The organism is Pseudaminobacter soli (ex Li et al. 2025) (genome assembly GCF_003012705.1).
Classification (GTDB): Bacteria; Pseudomonadota; Alphaproteobacteria; order Rhizobiales; family Rhizobiaceae; genus Pseudaminobacter; species Pseudaminobacter soli.
On record NZ_PXYL01000005.1, the window covers coordinates 296027 to 309999 of the forward strand.

The 13973-nt window shown below is 64.0% G+C and carries 11 protein-coding genes; all 11 read right to left on the reverse strand.

What is annotated here, in order from left to right; genetic code table 11:
* Positions 1-78: 78 nt before the first annotated feature.
* Complete coding sequence (locus tag C7I85_RS13005; RefSeq protein ID WP_106724411.1) at positions 79-618, reverse strand: hypothetical protein; 540 nt, start codon at positions 616-618, stop codon at positions 79-81.
* Positions 611-3499 (reverse strand): sarcosine oxidase subunit alpha family protein, encoded by a 2889-nt coding sequence (locus tag C7I85_RS13010; RefSeq protein WP_106724412.1) that lies wholly within the window; start codon positions 3497-3499, stop codon positions 611-613. Before C7I85_RS13010 ends, C7I85_RS13005 begins: the two co-directional genes overlap by 8 nt.
* Positions 3499-3765, reverse strand: a complete 267-nt coding sequence (locus C7I85_RS13015; protein WP_106724413.1) for a sarcosine oxidase subunit delta — start codon at positions 3763-3765, stop codon at positions 3499-3501. Before C7I85_RS13015 ends, C7I85_RS13010 begins: the two co-directional genes overlap by 1 nt.
* 11 nt (positions 3766-3776) lie before the next feature.
* Complete coding sequence (locus C7I85_RS13020) at positions 3777-5030, reverse strand: sarcosine oxidase subunit beta family protein (protein WP_106724414.1); 1254 nt, start codon at positions 5028-5030, stop codon at positions 3777-3779.
* Between the two features lie 653 nt (positions 5031-5683).
* Positions 5684-6751 carry an ABC transporter ATP-binding protein gene (locus tag C7I85_RS13025; RefSeq protein ID WP_106724415.1) on the reverse strand — a complete coding sequence of 356 codons (1068 nt, stop codon included), beginning with the start codon at positions 6749-6751 and terminating at the stop codon, positions 5684-5686.
* A gap of 14 nt (positions 6752-6765) precedes the next feature.
* Positions 6766-7557 (reverse strand): ABC transporter permease, encoded by a 792-nt coding sequence (locus C7I85_RS13030; protein WP_106724416.1) that lies wholly within the window; start codon positions 7555-7557, stop codon positions 6766-6768.
* The gene (locus C7I85_RS13035; RefSeq protein ID WP_245444929.1) at positions 7554-8345 is read right to left on the reverse strand and encodes an ABC transporter permease; all 792 of its coding nucleotides are present in this window, start codon (positions 8343-8345) and stop codon (positions 7554-7556) included. Before C7I85_RS13035 ends, C7I85_RS13030 begins: the two co-directional genes overlap by 4 nt.
* 181 nt (positions 8346-8526) lie before the next feature.
* Positions 8527-9633, reverse strand: a complete 1107-nt coding sequence (locus C7I85_RS13040) for an ABC transporter substrate-binding protein (RefSeq protein ID WP_106724418.1) — start codon at positions 9631-9633, stop codon at positions 8527-8529.
* A gap of 217 nt (positions 9634-9850) precedes the next feature.
* Positions 9851-11023, reverse strand: coding sequence for an iron-containing alcohol dehydrogenase (locus tag C7I85_RS13045; RefSeq protein WP_106724419.1), 1173 nt, complete (start codon positions 11021-11023; stop codon positions 9851-9853).
* 16 nt (positions 11024-11039) lie between these two features.
* Positions 11040-12428: an aldehyde dehydrogenase family protein gene (locus C7I85_RS13050; protein ID WP_106724420.1), complete on the reverse strand. Its 1389-nt coding sequence runs from the start codon at positions 12426-12428 to the stop codon at positions 11040-11042.
* 67 nt (positions 12429-12495) lie between these two features.
* The gene (locus C7I85_RS13055; RefSeq protein ID WP_106724421.1) at positions 12496-13866 is read right to left on the reverse strand and encodes a glutamine synthetase family protein; all 1371 of its coding nucleotides are present in this window, start codon (positions 13864-13866) and stop codon (positions 12496-12498) included.
* Positions 13867-13973 lie beyond the last annotated feature (107 nt).

Sequence of the window (13973 nt, forward strand, 5' to 3'; positions counted from 1 at the left end):
ATCGCTTGGCGTCGCACAAATGCGGCTAAAACAACAAGATAGAGCGGAATAAGGACATCCCTCAGGATGGCCGCCGCTCTAGCCCTTCGCGGCAGCCGCGATGTTCCTGGCCGCCGTTTCCATCCAGGTCCAGAGATAGGTCGCAAGCCCGCGGTCGACATGGATGCGCAGCTTGTCGCCGTGGCGGTAGACCACGGCGTTTGCACCCGCAAAGGAGAGCGCTGCCGATGCACTGCCGGCGCTCGGATCGAGCGTGGTCGCGCGCGCGATCAGTTCGGCTGTCTCGGAGCCTTCCGCCTCGAAGGCCTGTAGCCCCGCGCTGACGACGGTCACGCCGAAACCTTCCTCGTGCCAGCCGGGCTCGATGCCAAGCGGCGCAGCCGACACGACCAGCATCCGGTCGCGCGCGACCTGCGCCGCATAGCGCTCGCCCTCGGCCTTGCCGAACGCGCCGACGCCCTTTGCCGGAGCGCCCGACACCTTGCTCCAGGCGTCCAAATCTCCGCTGACGAGATATTGGCTGAGGCCCGCCAACGAGCGGATCGCAAGTCCCGGAACCTCGATGGCGGCCGTCTGCCAGTCCGGTACGACCGCCCATTTTTCCGCAAGATTACGCATTGAGCCGCTCTCCTGAAGGGTCGAAGGCGCAGGGGCCGGTGATCGTCGCGTGCCGAAGCATGCCGAGATGCTGAAGGTCGATGGTCTCGCCGTGACGCGAAGCACCGCGCTCGATCAGCGCGAGCGCGATCGGCCGACCAAGCGTCGGGCTGTGGTAGCTCGAGGTAACAAAACCCTGGCTCCTGAGCTTGCCGCCGCCTTTCGCAATGGCGTGGGTGCCGGTCGCCAGCGGCGGCTCGCCCTCGGCAACGGAAAGGCCGACGAACTGGAGGCGGCTCTCCTGCATGGCCACATCCGTGAACAGCGAGCGACGACCGACATATTCGTTCTTGCGCTTGGTACGCGGTCCGTCGACGCCCAGATCGTGCGGCAAGGTGGTGCCGTCGGTATCCTTGCCGATGACGATGTAGCCTTTTTCGGCGCGCAGGATCATCAGCGCCTCGAGGCCGATGGTCACCGCGTCGAGCGCCTTGCCGGTTTCCTGCATGCGCGCCCAGAGCGGCTCGGCCCGGTCGGCGCGGATCGACACTTCATAGCTGCGGTCGCCGGTGAAGCTGACGCGCGCGATGCGCACGGCATCTTCGCCGAACCGGCCCTCGCCTATCGCCATATGCGGCAGCTCGGCATCGTCCAGCGAAAGACCGAGATCGAGCGCTTCGAGCAGCTTCTTCGAGTTCGGACCCGAGACGGTCAACGTGGCCATTTCGGAGGTGGCGTTGTGGATGTAGACCGCGCCACGCCCAAAACGATCCTGCCGCCATTCCTCCAGCCGCGCATGCACGGAAGCCACATGCGAGGTGGAGCAGGAGACGACGAAGCGGTTCTCGTCCAGCCGCACCAGAATGCCGTCGTCGAAGACCACGCCATTTTCCGACAGCATGAAACCGTAGCGGCAGCGGCCCGGCTTCAGCGTCGACATGGTGTTGTAATAGATGAAGTCGACGAATTCGGCGGCCTTCGGCCCCATCACCTCGATCTTGCCGAGCGTCGAGCCGTCGAACAGCGCCACCGATTGGCGCGCGCGCCGCGCCTCGTCCTGGATCGTCCGGTCGGCATCGGCCCCTGCGCCGCCATAATGAGCCGGACGCAGCCAGCCGCCATATTCCTGGAAGACGGCGCCATTGGCCCGATGCACATTCTCCAGCGGCAGACGGCGCACGGGCGACATCAGTTCGCCGCCGAGCGCGCCGGCAAAGCTCGCCAGCGGCACCGGCGTAAACGGCGGGCGGTAGGTGGTGGTACCGACCTCCGGCACGGTGCGGCCGGTGATGTTCGCCATCAATGCGAGGCCGGCAAGGTTCGAGGTCTTGCCCTGGTCGGTCGCCATACCCAGCGTGGTGTAGCGCTTGAGGTGCTCAACCGAGACGAAGTTTTCGCGCGCGGCAAGTTCCACGTCCTTTGCCGTCACGTCGTTCTGGTAGTCGATCCAGACGCGGCCTTTTGCGCTGGGGATCGGCCATGCGGCCAGTACGCCGCCGATCGCTTCCGCGCCGGTGCTGCGCGGCGCCACAGCCTTTGTCTCGCCGATAGCCGACGTTGCCTTCGCGGCGCTCGAAAAAACATCGGACAGCGCAACCGCGCCGTTCAGCGCGCCCGCGACCGAAATACCCTCGACCGGATCGCCCGGCAGGAAGGCGGCGCGCGTCTCGTCCCAGGCGAGCTTGCCGCGCGCCTGGCAGAACAGATGGACGGTGGGGGTCCAGCCGCCCGAAACCACGACGCTGTCGGCGGCAAGCGACGTGCCGTCGTCGAGCGTCACGCCCTCCACGCGCATGCCGCCGCGCGCGGACACAAGCGCGCGTCCGGCAAGCAGCTTCACGCCCGACGGCGCGGCCGGCAGCGCATTCTTGCGCATCTCGACCAGCGTGACGTCCGCACCCGCCGTGGCCAGCGCGCCAGCGACTTCATAGGCGCTGTCATTGTTGGTAGCGACCACGATGCGGCGGCCGATCAGCACCGCGTAGCGGCGCAGATAGGCAAGTGCTGCATCCGCCGACATGATGCGCGGCAGGTCATTGTTGGCGAAGGGCAGCGGCCGCTCGATGGCGCCGGTGGCCAGAACGATCTGACGCGGCCTCACCCGCCACAGCGTGTCGGGCCGGCCGTCGTGATGACGCTGGTTCAGCGCGATCAGATTGTGGTCATAGATGCCAAACGCAGTGGTCGAGGACAGGACCAGATGGCCCGCGCCCTCAATTTCTGCAACCGTCCCGTCGACCCAGGCAGCCGCCGGCTTGCCGTCGATCTCGGCGTCGCGATGGAGCAGCGATCCGCCGAGCAGAGGCTGGTCGTCCACCAGGATGACAGATTTGCCCGCGCCGGCAGCTAGCTTTGCTGCGGCGAGCCCAGCTGGGCCGGCACCCACCACCAGCACGTCGCAATGGCGGTTGATCTGGTCGGCCGGTCCGGGCGACTTCCAGTCCGGGTCGACCTTGCCCAACCCGGCCACGGCGCGAATGCGCGGCTCGAACAGGTGCCAATCCGGCCACATGAAGGTCTTGTAGTAGAAGGCGGCCGGAATGAAGCGCGAAAAACGGTCGATGAAGGCATTGCGGTCCGCAGCGGCATTCGGCGTGGCATTGACGCTTTTCGCAACCAGCCCCGCGAGCGCCGGCTCGGTGGTGGCGCGCGTGTTGGGCGTGGCGCGAACGCTGCCAGCCACATCGACCAGCGCGTTCGGCTCCTCGACGCCCGCGCCCCAGATGCCGCGCGGCCGATGATATTTGAAGCTGCGGCCGACAACCGCGACGTCCGCTGCCAGCAGCGCCGACGCGATGGTGTCGCCCTCAAAGCCCTGAACGGTGCGCCCGTCGAAGCTGAAGGAAATCGGCCGGGAGCGGTCGATGGCGCTGCCGCCGGAGGAAAGACGCGAGGCGGTCATCAGGCATGCTCCGCGCTGTCGAGCGCAATCGACGTCTCGACCTTGTGGTTGACGGTGTCACGCTCCATCACGAAGAACTCGCCGCAATTCATGTGAACCCAGATTTCGCGCGTCGCGCCCTTCGGGTTGTCGCGCATATAGAGGTAGCTGGCCCAGCGGTCGGCGGTCACATCGGCGCCATCGGGCCTCAGATTGCCGGCTTCGCCGCCAAAATGAAATTCGGTCTCGTCCCGCGGACCGCAGAAAGGGCAGGTAAAGAGCTGCATGGTTTGGGGTCCTAGTGCGCGATGCCGGAGCCGGCCGCCTCGTCCAGCAACCGCCCGGAGGCGAAGCGGGCGAGGTCGAATGGGCGGCTGATGTCGTGGTGCTTGCCGGTCGCCAAGAGATGCGCGAGCAGCGTGCCGCCCGCCGGGATGGCCTTGAAGCCGCCCGTGCCCCAGCCGCAGTTGATGAACAGGTTGGGCAGCGGCGACTCGCCGATGATCGGCGAGGAATCCGGCACCACGTCCACGATGCCCGCCCACTGCCGCATCAGCTTGAGCTGGGCGAAGGTCGGGAACATCTCCAGCAGGCCCGCGATCACGCCTTCCAGCACCGGCAGGTTGCCGCGCTGGCCATAGGAGGGAACGCGGTCGAGCGCGCCGCCGATCACGATCTCGCCCTTGTCGGACTGGCTGACATAGACCCCGGTGCCCGGCGAAAGCACGACCGTGTCGAGGATCGGCTTGACTGGCTCCGACACGCAGGCCTGCAGAGCATAGGAATTGACCGGCAGCCGGAAACCGGCCTTGGCGGCAAGCACCGAGGAATGGCCGGCCACCGCCATGCCGATACGGTCGGCGCGGATCGTGCCACGCGTGGTGTGCACACCGCGGCAGCGCCCGCCTTCGATGATGAAATCCGTGATCTCGCAGTTCTGGATTATGTCGACGCCAAGCCGGCTTGCGCCGCGCGCATAGCCCCAGGCCACTGCGTCGTGCCGCGCGGTGCCGGCCCTGCCCTGCCAGCCGCCGCCGAGGATCGGGAAGCGGGCATCGGGCGCGAAATTCAGCAGCGGCGCCACGCGACGCACATCGTCGACCGAGAATATCTCGGCGTCGATGCCGTTGATCTGCATGGCGTTCACCGTCCGCGCGGTGATCTCCATCTCGTTGATGCTATGCGCCAGAAACACCATGCCACGCTGCGAGAGCATGACGTTGTAGTTCAGATCCGCGGACAGGCCCTCATAGAGCCGGTGCGCGAGATCGTAGATCGCCACGCTTTCCGGGTAATAATAGTTGGAGCGCACCACGGTGGTGTTGCGGCCGGTGTTGCCGCCGCCGATCCAGCCCTTTTCGAGCAGGGCCACATTGGTGATGCCGTGGTTCTTGGCCAGGTAATAGGCGGTCGCCAAGCCGTGGCCGCCGCCGCCGATGACGATCGCATCATAGGTCTTCTTCGGCTCGGGCGAGCGCCAGGCGGGCTCCCAGCCCTTCTGGCCGGCTAGACCTTCCTTGAACAAGGAAAGCGCGGAATAGCGGCGGGTCATCGATATGCGTTCCTGGAAACTGTCTGGCGTGCGATCAGCATGATGCGGGCATCGGCATGCACCATGGCCGCACAAGCCGGAGCGCGGCTTTCGATATCACGACCTGTTGCAACGGAATCCTCCACTTCCCGCCCGGGCGACGCGCCCGGTCCCATGCCCAGATGGGGGCCGCGTCAGGGTTGCCCCTTTTCCGGATACGCCGAAGACTACCGATTGTAGACATGAATGTCTAGACGACACGGGCACGTTCGTGCAAAGCCGTGAAGACCAAGGCACGGCCGCGGCGGCAATCTCCGCAATGTGACCGCAAGTTACTGGCAACGCCGCTAGGCCGGGCGCAGACTGGCGCGCATTGATTTTGCCGGCAGCGCCGCACCGCTCGCAACGCCTGCGGCCCCGACTGAAAGCCCGCTGCCAAGCATCGGGCGTGAGCCGCAATGTGGGAGCCACACATCGCGGCCATGCGTTGGATGTTCAGTAGCGGGTTCAACGGGACCGAAGGCCGCCAGCGGCAGATTAAGCGAGCGCCAGCCGAAATCGTGATTGGAAGTACCGGTCTTCGTGTCGGCGAAAGTGCGGCGCCGATGATGAGCCGGCGCCCTATCGGCTGACATGAGCGACGTGGCGAGCCTTCTGGTTCGCCACGGTTGCCGTCAGTGCAGAACGAGCAGATCGTCCGAGGAGAAGCTGATCTCCGTCCGCTCGCCTACGACCGGCGGCGGGCTTGCCGGCGAGTTGAACGTGTCGAGCGAGACGGCATTCTTGCCGAGGCCGACGCGAACGCGGATCACCGAGCCCAGGAAGCTGACGTCGGATATCTGGCCGCCGAGATTGGTGTCCCGCCCATCCTGCTTGCCAAGCACAATGGCCTCGGGGCGCAGCGCCAGCGACAGCACATCGCCGGCTTTCGCGCCGTTGAGCTGGCCCTTCTTCAGCGAGATGTCGCGGTCATTGATTCTGACGGTCGCGGTCGCCGGGTCCACAACCGTGCCGTCGAGCACATTCAGCGTGCCGACGAAATTGGCCACGAACTTGGTCGATGGGCGATTGTAGATCTCGAAGGGCGTGCCGACCTGCTCGGCCTTGCCGTCATACATCACCACGATGCGGTCAGACATCGACAGCGCCTCTTCCTGGTCGTGCGTGACGAAGATGGTGGTGATGTCGAGCTTCTTCTGGATGGCGCGGATTTCCTCGCGCAGCGAGATGCGCACCTTGGCGTCGAGCGCCGAGAGCGGTTCGTCGAGCAGCAGGATTTTTGGCTTGGGCGCCAGCGCGCGGGCCAGGGCCACGCGCTGCTGCTGGCCGCCGGACAGCTGGTAGGGGTAACGGTCGCCGAAGCCTTCGAGCTTGATGATGCTGAGCATCTCCTTCACGCGGTCGGTGATTTCGGCCTTCGACGCACCGGCCACCTTGAGGCCGAAGCCGATGTTCTGCGAAACGGTCAGGTTCGGGAACAGCGCATAGGCCTGGAACACCATGCCGATGTTGCGCTGGTTAGGCTTGAGGTTGGTGACGTCCTTGCCACCGATCATGATACGGCCGGCCGTCGGCTCCTCGAACCCGGCCACCATGCGCAGCATCGTCGTCTTGCCGCAGCCCGAGGGCCCGAGGAAGGAAACGAATTCGCCGCGGGCCACTTCGAGGTTGAAGTCCTTCACCACGGTCGTCTGGCCGAAAGCCTTGCGGACACCCTGGATACTGAGAAATGTTTCGGACATCTTCGTCTTTCAGATCAATTTGGGTTGTTCGCCGACTTCGGCGCAAACCGTGCGAGAACCTGGATCACCGACATGCAGCCCCAGGTGATGGCAAAGGAAATGACCGCAAGCGCCGCCGGCTCGTAGGCGCGATTGGCGCCGATATTCTGCAGATACGGACCGAATGCCGGGCGGTTGAGCAGGCTGGCCATTGTGAATTCGCCGATGACGATCGCAAAGGTCAGGAACGCGCCCGACAGTACCGCAATCAGCACATTGGGCAGGATGATGCGGACAATGATCGTCGTCCAGCCGGCGCCATGCACCTGCGCGGCCTCGGTCAGCGTACGCACGTCGATTGTGCGCAGGCCGGTGTCGACGGCGCGGTACATATAGGGCAGCGCCAGCGTGGCATAACCGATCATCAGCAAGACGTCGGTTCCACGTGTCGTCGCCAGGAACGGCAGCGGCGAGTTGGAGCCGTACATGCGGATATAGCCGAAGACGATGACGATGGCCGGGATGATCAGCGGCAACAAGGTGATGAACTCCACCACAGGCCGGATCTGTGGCATGCGCAGCCTGATCCAATATGCCGTCGGCACCACCAGGAGGACACCGATGACGATGGTGAAGCAGGCGATGATCGTCGAATAGGCGAATGTCTCCTGGAAGCGCACGTCGCCGAACACAACGCGATAGGCGTCGAAGGAATACTCGCCGCGGCGCATGCGTAGCGAGAATTCGAACGTCGCGATCAACGGAATGAAGAAATAGGCGGCCCCCAGCGCAAAGGTGAGCCAGGCCCAGAAACGGCTAGGCTTCATTTGAGCCACCTCTCGCTGCGAGTGCGGAACCAGATGTAGAAGACGTTGGCAAGACCGGTGATGAAGATCATACCGAAGGCCAGCGCATAGCCGAGATGCGGGTTGTGCAGAACGTCGCCGCGGATCTGCGCATAGAGCAGGATCGGGACGATGTTGAGCGACGAACCGGTCAGCGCATAGGCCGTGGCGATGGCACCGAAGGCGTTGGCGAACAACAGGATGACGGTGCCGAGAAAACTCGGCCACAGCACCGGGATCACCACCATCCGCCAGAACTGCACCTGCGTGGCCCCCAGCGTGGCGGCGGCCTCGCCCCATTCCTTCTTCAAGCCGTCGATGGCGGGCGTGATGATGACCACCATCAGCGGAATCTGGAAGAACAGATAGGTCAGCGTCAGTCCCGCGAAGGACAGAATATTGAAGCCGAGCCCGTAGATATTGATGTCGAACCAGGTTCTGAGCAGCACGGTGACCAGTCCGAGCCGGCCGAGCGTGGCGAGGAAGGCGAAGGCCAGCGGCACGCCGGCAAAATTCGAAGCAACGCCCGAGAACGTCATCGTGGCGGAGCGGACCCAGCGCGGCAGGCCGCCGCGGACGATGGCGATGGAAATGGCGAGGCCCGCCAGCGCGCCGAGCACGGCCGACGCCAGGCTCACGCGGATGGAAATCCAGTAGGCCGCCAGAATGGACGGCTGGAGCAGCGACGCGATGTTCGCAAGCGTGAATTCACCCTGATCGTTCTGAAAGGCGCCCACGACCAGATAGAAGGTCGGGAAGATCAGGAACATCAATGCGAAGATGAAGAAGGGGGCAACGCCCAGCCACTGTAGAGGCAGCCTCAAGCCACCCGCCCGCGCCGGCGGAACGGATTGCCGGGCAGCGGCCGGATCGGAAAAGGTTGCGTCTGTCATGCGGCGCTATATCCGGAAAGGTCCGGACGGCCTGAACGGCCGCCCGGAATTGCGTTGATTACTGAACGTTGGCGCCGACCACCGAATCCCAGTTCTTGGTGATCTCTTCCTTGGCCTTGCCCTGGTCGTCGAGCGTCGGGAACACGGCCTTCTCATAGGCAGCGGCCGGCGGCAGCTTGTCGAGCAGTTCCTGCGGGACCTTGCCGTTCTTGGCGAGATCGTTGAAGCGGATCGGGTGGCAATAGCCCTTCAGCCAGCCGATCTGGCCTTCGTCGGAGTAGAGATACTCCATCCACAGCTTGGCTGCGTTCGGGTGCGGCGCGTAGGCGCTGATCGCCTGCACGTAGACGCCGGCGACGACGCCCGACTTCGGAACGACGACCTCGACGGGCGGGTTGTTGTTCAGGTTGTCACGGCCGGAAAGCGCGTTGTAGTCCCAGTTGATCAGGATAGGCGTCTGACCCTGAGCCAGCGTGGCGGGCTTGCCGATGACCGGCACGAAGTTGCCCTTGGCATTCAGTTCCTTGAAGAAGCCGAGGCCCTTCTCGGCAGCCGAGGCAGCATCGGCGCCACCAGCGGCGAGACCGGAGGCGTAGACGCCCTGGATGGCCTGGTTCGAGGCGCGCGGATCGCCGGCAAGGGCGATCGAGTTGGCATACTCGTCCTTCAGCAGGTCAGCCCAGTCGGCCGGAGTGTTCTTGACCAGGTCCTTGTTCACCATGAAGGAGAGAACGCCGTAATAGTCGCCGTACCAGTAGCCGTCGGCATCCTTGGCGCTGTCAGGGATCGAGTCCCAGGTCGACACCTTGTAGGGCTGGATCAGGCCATCGGCCTTGGCCTGCGGGCCATAGGAGAGACCGACGTCGATGACGTCAGGAGCCTGCGGGCCCTTATTGTCCTTGTTGGCCTTGATGGCCTCGACTTCGTCGCTCGAGCCGGCATCCGGGTTGAGCTCGTTGACGGTGATTTCAGGATACTTGGCCTTGAAGCCGGCGATGACTTCGCCGTAGCCGCACCAGTCATGCGGCAAAGCGATCGTGGTGAGCTGGCCCTCTTCCTTCGCAGCCTTGACCAGTTCGTCCATCGACTGCGCCGAGCCGATAGCCGTGGTCACCATAAGGGCCGCGCCAGTGAGGGAAAGGATCTTCCCCGTGAACTTGAACATATCTCTCTCCGTTTGACTGACGCCCTGCGACGCCTGCGATGCGGTTATCTCGATTTGATGACAGTTATGTGAAAACCTGCCCCTCGGACTCCCCCCGAGCAGCAAAATCTAACTACTTTTCCGCAGGACTGGCAATCGTCGCCGGTTGTTTTCCGGCTAATGATTTTTCTGACTGCCAGTCCCGCATTACCCCTCCCCTCATTTATTGCATTATGGCTTAGAGAGTCCCCTCGATAGCGTTGTCGAGCAGCGTCGACGCCGCCTTCTTGGTGAGCTTCACCGGATTGCCGCCGGCGGTCGGATCGACCACCGCCATGTCGGCAATCAGCGTCTTGCGCTTCTTGTCCATGTCGAGCCCTTTGATGAGCTCAGGCAGGGTGTGCGGAACCTTGAGTTCCTTGCGCAGCTTGAGCACCGACTTGGCAAACCCGTCGAAGCCGCCCTTGATGCCGAGATAGCCGGTGAGCCGCACGATGCGGTCCTCGATCGCCTCGCGGTTGAAGGCGAGCACATAGGGCATGAAGACGGCGTTGGTCATGCCGTGATGGGTGTCATAGAGCGCGCCGATCGGATGCGACATGGAATGGATCGCGCCGAGCCCCTTCTGGAAGGCGGTGGCGCCCATGGCGGCCGCGCTCATCATGTGCGCACGCGCGGTCAGATCCTTGCCGTTGGCATAGGCCTTGGGCAGGTTCTCGAGCACGAGACGCATGCCCTCCACAGCAATGCCGTCGGCCATCGGGTGGTAGCCGGGCGCGCAATAGGCTTCCAGGCAGTGGGCGAAGGCGTCCATGCCGGTACCGGCGGTGATGAAGGGCGGCATCCCGGTGGTCAGTTCCGGATCGGCGATCACGATGGCCGGCAGCATCTTCGGATGGAAGATGACCTTCTTGGTGTGCGTCGCCTCATGGGTCACGACACCTGCGCGGCCGACTTCCGAACCCGTGCCGGCCGTCGTCGGCACGGCGATGATCGGGGCGATGGCGTCCGCGTCGGCGCGGGTCCACCAGTCGCCGATATCCTCGAAATCCCAGACCGGACGGGTCTGACCGGCCTGGAAGGCGATCAGCTTGCCGAGATCGAGCGCCGAGCCGCCGCCGAAGGCGATGACGCCGTCATGCTTGCCTGCCTTGAAGGCGGCGATGCCGGCAGTGAGATTCGATTCCACCGGGTTGGGCTTCACATCGGAGAAGACGCCGTAAGGGATCTTGGCGTCATCGAGGATTTTCAGCGTCGAGGCGACGACCGGCAGCTTGGCCAGGCCCGGGTCAGTGACGAACAGCGGCTTCTTGATGCCGGTCGCGGCCAGCGCGTCCGGCAGCTCAGAAATACGCCCGGCCCCGAAGCGGACGGTGGTGGGATAATTCCATTTGGAAACGAGTTTAGACATCGAATTCTCTTTCGGATCAAATCTGTTCGCGCAGGTGGAAGGACTTCGGCCGCGTCAGGTTCTCGTAGCCGATGGCCGAAAGGGCGGCGCCCTTACCGGTGTCCTTCACGCCCGTCCACACGAGTGCCGGATCGAGATAGTCGCAGCGGTTCATGAACACGGTACCGGTCTCGACGCGGTCGCCCAGCGAGACGGCGTGCTCGACATCGCTGGTCCAGATCGAGGCGGTGAGGCCATAGGGGCTGTCGTTCATCAGCGCGATGGCTTCCTCGTCGTTACGCACCTTCATGATGCCGACGATGGGCCCAAAGCTCTCCTCGCGCATGACGCTCATCTGGTGGTCGACATTGGTCAGCACCTCGGGCGCCAGATAGGGCGAGCCGGCGGTGTCCTGGTCGACCTTCATGTTGACGTGCGCGGCCGCGCCCTTGCGCAGCGCTTCGGCCTTCTGCTCGCGAATGAAGTCGGCAAAGCGCGCCTGCGCCATTGGCCCCATGGTGGTCGACTGGTCGAGCGGGTTGCCGACGACATAGTCCTTGGTCACCGAGATGAAGCCTTCGACGAAATCGTCATAGACCTTCTCATGCACATAGACGCGCTCGATACCGCAGCAGCACTGGCCCGAATTGTAGAAGGCGCCGTCCACCAGATTGGCGATGGCGTGGTCGAGCTTTGCGTCGGGCAGCACATAGGCCGGGTCCTTGCCGCCGAGCTCGAGGCCCATGGTCATGAAGGTGCCGGCCGCGGCCCGCTCGATCGCCTTGCCGCCCGCCACCGAGCCGGTGAAGTTGACGTGGTCAATCTTGCCGGAGCCGAGCAGCTTTTCGGTCTGCGCATGGTTGAGCACGACGTTCTGGAACACGCCCTTGGGCAGGCCGATCTTGTCGAAGGCCTGCTGGAAGCGCTCGCCCACGACGAGCGTCTGCGCCGCATGCTTGAGGATGACGGTGGAGCCGGCCATCAGCGCCGGAACGATGGTGTTGACCGCGGTGAGATAGGGATAGTTCCACGGCGCGATTACCATGACGACGCCGAGCGGGTCGCGCTTCACATAGCGGCGAAAACCGTCCTTCGGGTTCGAGGCCATGACCGGCTTCAGCGCCTGCTCGGCGATCTCGACCATGTAGTTGGTTCGTTCCTTCACGCCGCCGAACTCGCCGCCATAGCGGGTGGGACGGCCCATCTGCCAGGCGATCTCGGGCACGATCTCGTCGGTCATCGCCACCAGGGCTTCGAGGAAGGCGAGCATGTATTTGCCGCGCTCGGCAATGGACGTCTGCGCCCAGGCGACCTGCGCGGCACGTGCGCGCTCGACCACGGCGTTGAGCGTCTGGTCGGTGGCAATCGGACGCTCGGCATAGATCGAGCCGTCGATGGGGGATTTGAGCTTGACCGTCTCGGTCATGGTTTCAGTCCTTCTTCATGCGAAATGCGGGTGGTCACGGGCGCCGCCGCTCGCGGCGGCGCCGAGATTAGTACCGCTCGAAGCCTCTGTGCAGCTCCCAGTCGGTGATGCGGCGGTCATATTCGAGCTGCTCCCAGCGGGCGGTGTGCAGATAGTGGCCGATCACATCCTCGCCGAAGGCCTCGCGCAGCATTGTCGATTTCTCCAGCGTCTCGATGGCGCCGCGAAGCGTCTTGGGAATTTCGGGCAGTTCGGCTGCCTGATAGGCGTCGCCCACGAAAGGCTTCTGCAGCTCGAGCTTCTCGTCGATGCCGGCAAGACCCGCCGCGATCAGCGCCGCAAAGGCGAGATACGGGTTGAGATCGGCGCCGCCGATGCGGCACTCCATGCGCACGCCCTTCGAACCCATGCCGCAGAGGCGGAAGCCGGCGGTGCGGTTGTCCTCGCTCCACATGATCTTGGTCGGCGCAAAGGTGCCCGCCTGGAAGCGCTTGTAGGAATTGACGTAGGGCGCCAGGAACCAGGTGAATTCCTTGGCATATTTCAGCTGGCCGGCGGCCCACTGGTGGCCGAGCTTGGTCATGCCGTACTCGCCTTGTCTGTCGAAGAACAGCGGCGTTGCGCCGTCCGCGCTCCACAGCGAGTTGTGGATGTGGCTCGAATTGCCGGCAAGGCCGTAATTGTACTTGGCCATGAAGCTGACTGCCTGCCCCATGCCCTCGGCGATTTCCTTGGCACCGTTCTTCAGGATGACATGGCGGTCGGCCATCTCCAGCGCTTCGGCGTAGCGGACGTTGATCTCTTCCTGGCCGGGGCCCCACTCGCCCTTGGAGTTCTCGATCGGGATACCCGCCGCCTCCATGTCGTTGCGCAGCTTGCGCATATAGGGCTCTTCCTTGGTGGTGATGCCGATCAGGTAGTCGCCGATATAGGGAGAGGCGGTCTGCAGGCTCTGCCAATGCTTGGCGCGCGCGCTGTCATAGGTTTCGCTGAACAGGTAGAATTCGAGTTCCGAGGCGAAATAAGCGAGATAGCCGCGCTCCTGCAGGCGCTTCACCTGGCGGCGCAGAATGGCGCGCGGCGAATGCGACAGGTCGGCATGGTCGTGGTGATCGAGCACGTCGCACAGCACCAGCGCCGTCTTTTCCAGCCACGGCACATATCGCAGCGTGGCAAGGTCCGGCTTCATGACGAAGTCGCCATAGCCCTTCGACCAGCTGGCCGCCTTGTAGCCCGGCACCGGCTCCATATCGATGTCGTCGGCCAGGAGGTAATTGCAGCCATGCGTCTCGTCATGCGCGGAATCGACGAAATATCGGGCCAGGAAGCGTTTGCCGATGAGACGGCCCTGCATATCGACGGCGCAAGCGAGAACCGTGTCGATCTCGTTCTCTGCCACTGCCTTCTTCAACTGATCGAATGAAAGATTTCCGGCCATTTTCTACTCCGCCGCCAACGCGGCCGCATCAGTGTTTCAACAATCTTTGCTTCAACGGGTGAGCCCGGCCAACTGACGCGGCCGGGCTGAGTGCATTGCGGATTGGC